The sequence below is a fragment of the Brooklawnia sp. genome (assembly GCF_032229645.1).
Taxonomy (GTDB): Bacteria; Actinomycetota; Actinomycetes; order Propionibacteriales; family Propionibacteriaceae; genus Brooklawnia.
In genome coordinates this window covers 133,095-135,660 of the sequence record NZ_JAVTWX010000136.1, presented here as the reverse complement: position 1 = coordinate 135,660, position 2,566 = coordinate 133,095, and the positions used below count along the sequence as shown (strand labels likewise).

Here is a 2,566-nt window from a genome sequence, read left to right as displayed (position 1 = left end):
GCGGCTGCCGAAACTGGCAACGGCTGCCGGAATGTTCAGGCGGATTCACAGCGGCTGCCGAAACTGGCAACGGCTAGCGGAGATTCGGCGGTGGCTGTTGTTTTCGGTAGTCGCTACCGCGGGGGCAGATGCAGATCGGCAGTGGCTGTTGTTTTCGGCAGTCGCTACTGCGGCGGCAGATGCGCCCGGGATGCGCTACTTCGCGACGAACAGCGGCCAGCCGAGCTGTAGTGTCACGCCGAAACCGTGTCCGACGATGATGAAGATGCCCGCAAGGATCGCCAGGACGACGCCGGCAAAGCAGATCCCGGCGAAGATTTTGGCGATCAGGTGCGGGTGATGCTCGGATACGTCGTCCACGCCTTTGGCGCCGAATGACAGCGCCCAGACTCCGACCGCGAAGAGCGCAGGCAGGCCTGCTCCCAGGACCACTGCGTAAAGGAGGACTTCGCCGGCAGCTTCGATTAGTTGAGTCAGAATCTGCATCGCCTATCGCACCTCCGCCAGTTCCCGCCCGGTCTTACGGTGGGCTGTCTGCGGCTGAAGTTCCTTCAGATCGGCGAAGTCATCGCGCGCGTGAGTAGCAACGGGAGTCGGTGCAGCGGGCTTCAGCGAAGCACCGTTGCCGGCGTCCGACCAATCGGCGTTGACGTTGTTCTGATCGATGCGGGTATGCCGCGAATGGCGATACATCAAGATTGCTCCGGTCACCAGGATGGCCGTGATGACCAAGGCTCCGAGCAGCCCGCCGATCGAATGACCGATGAACCACATCAGCGCGCCCATGACCGCAGCAGATGGCAACGTGATGCACCAGGCGGCCAGCATCCTGGCTGCCACCCGCCAGTTCACCTTGGCGCCCTTCTTGCCGATTCCGGAGCCCAGGATAGAGCCGGTCGCGACATGGGTGGTCGACAGGGCGAAACCCATGTGGCTGGAGATCAGCACCACCGACGCGGTCGAGAACTCTGCGGCCATGCCCTGCGGCGGGGTGAGTTCGACCAGGCCCTTGCCCATCGTCCGGATGATCCGCCAGCCACCGGTGTAGGTGCCCAACGTGATGGCCAATGCGCAGGCGATCTTCACCCATAACGGCACCTGCTGCAGATCGGTCCATCGTCCGGAGGCGATCAATGCCAGCGTGATGATTCCCATCGTCTTCTGCGCGTCGTTCGTGCCATGTGCCAGAGCCACCAGGGATGCCGAACCGATCTGGCCCCAGCGGAAGCCGGTGTCGCGATAGCGCGTCAAGACGTGCTTGGTGATCTTATGCACGAGCCAGGTGCCGACGCTCGCGACCATGATCGCGATAACCGGCGACATCAGTGCGGGCAGCACGACCTTGCCGATGACGCCGTCCGGCTTGGTACCGTCACCGAGCCAGTTCACGCCCGCGGTGCCCAACCCTGCCATGGTGGCCCCGACCAGGCCACCGAAGAGCGCATGGGACGAACTGGAGGGCAGGCCCAGCAGCCAGGTGATCAGGTTCCAGGTGATAGCGCCCACCAGGCCCGCGAGCACGATCAGCAGCAATGCCTGACCGCCGTCTTGCAGAAGCTCCGGACGAGGGGCCCCCGAGGCATCCTGAATGTTGACGACGGAGTTGGTGACGGTCAGGGCGACCTCAACGGACAGGAAGGCGCCGATGAGGTTCAGGATCGCAGACAAGGTGACAGCAGTCTTCGGCTTGAACGCCTTGGTTGCGATGGACGTGGCCATGGCATTGGCCGTGTCGTGGAATCCATTGGTGAAGTCGAACGCGAGGGCGGTGACAATCACCAACGACAGGATTACGAGCTCTGAAGGCACGACACAAGTTTGCATCTTTCCCGTGCTCAGACGGTAATTGATCGCAAAATTCAGGCAATTTTCGTAGGTTCGGATTGCAGCGAAATGCGACCGTCGATTTGCGTGTCATTACCCCAGCACCTAGTCCCCGGCGTGTCGAAACAGCGACCGTTCTCGAGTCGGTCGCGAGAACTTTTTTCGGCAGTCACAGTCGTCGGCGCAGCCCTGCGCGCATTCGCTCGTGGTTGAAGGCCGCTATCGCCGTCAAACTGATCTCGGCAGGACAGGCGCGCGCACATTCTCCGTAGTACGAGCAGGGCCCGAAGAGCTCCTCCGCCTGGCGCACCATCGAGCGCGCCCGGCGCTCCCGTTCGGTGGACGCGATGGGCAGCATCGACAGGTGCGCGAGCTTCGCGCCGGTGAACAGATGCGCGGATCCATTCGGGCAGGCCGCCACGCAGGCGCCGCAGCCGATGCACGCGGCGAAGTCCAGAGCCTGTTCGGCGCTCTGTTCGCCAACCGGCAGGGAATCGGCGTCGGGCGCGGTTCCCGCATTGATCGAGACGTAGCCACCGGCCCGGATCAGGTCGTCCAGCCCGGAGCGGTCGACGATCAGATCGCGTATCACCGGGAAACCCGCCGACCGTAGCGGCTCGATGCGCACGCTCGCGCCGTCGTCCAGGCCCACCAGTCGCTGGTGGCAACTCGGCAGATTGTCCTCGGGGCCGTGCACCTGGCCGTCAACGGTCACGCCGCAGGCCCCACAGATGCCCTCTCG

Annotated in this window: 3 protein-coding genes; all 3 read right to left on the bottom strand. The window is 63.7% G+C overall.

What is annotated here, in order from left to right; translation table 11 throughout:
- Positions 1–195 precede the first annotated feature (195 nt).
- A complete protein-coding gene (locus AAFP05_RS11365; protein WP_341729966.1) occupies positions 196–486 on the bottom strand; it encodes a hypothetical protein in 291 nt (96 codons plus the stop codon).
- 3 nt (positions 487–489) lie between these two features.
- The gene (locus tag AAFP05_RS11360; protein ID WP_341729965.1) at positions 490–1,809 is read right to left on the bottom strand and encodes an inorganic phosphate transporter; all 1,320 of its coding nucleotides are present in this window, start codon (positions 1,807–1,809) and stop codon (positions 490–492) included.
- A gap of 184 nt (positions 1,810–1,993) precedes the next feature.
- Positions 1,994–2,566, bottom strand: a 573-nt coding sequence (locus AAFP05_RS11355) for a succinate dehydrogenase/fumarate reductase iron-sulfur subunit (RefSeq protein ID WP_341729964.1), incomplete at its 5' end; no start/stop codon positions are given.

What these genes read in the sequence shown, in the direction of transcription:
- AAFP05_RS11365 (WP_341729966.1), bottom strand. Translation starts at nt 486, where the DNA reads ATGCAGATTCTGACTCAACTAATCGAAGCTGCCGGCGAAGTCCTCCTT.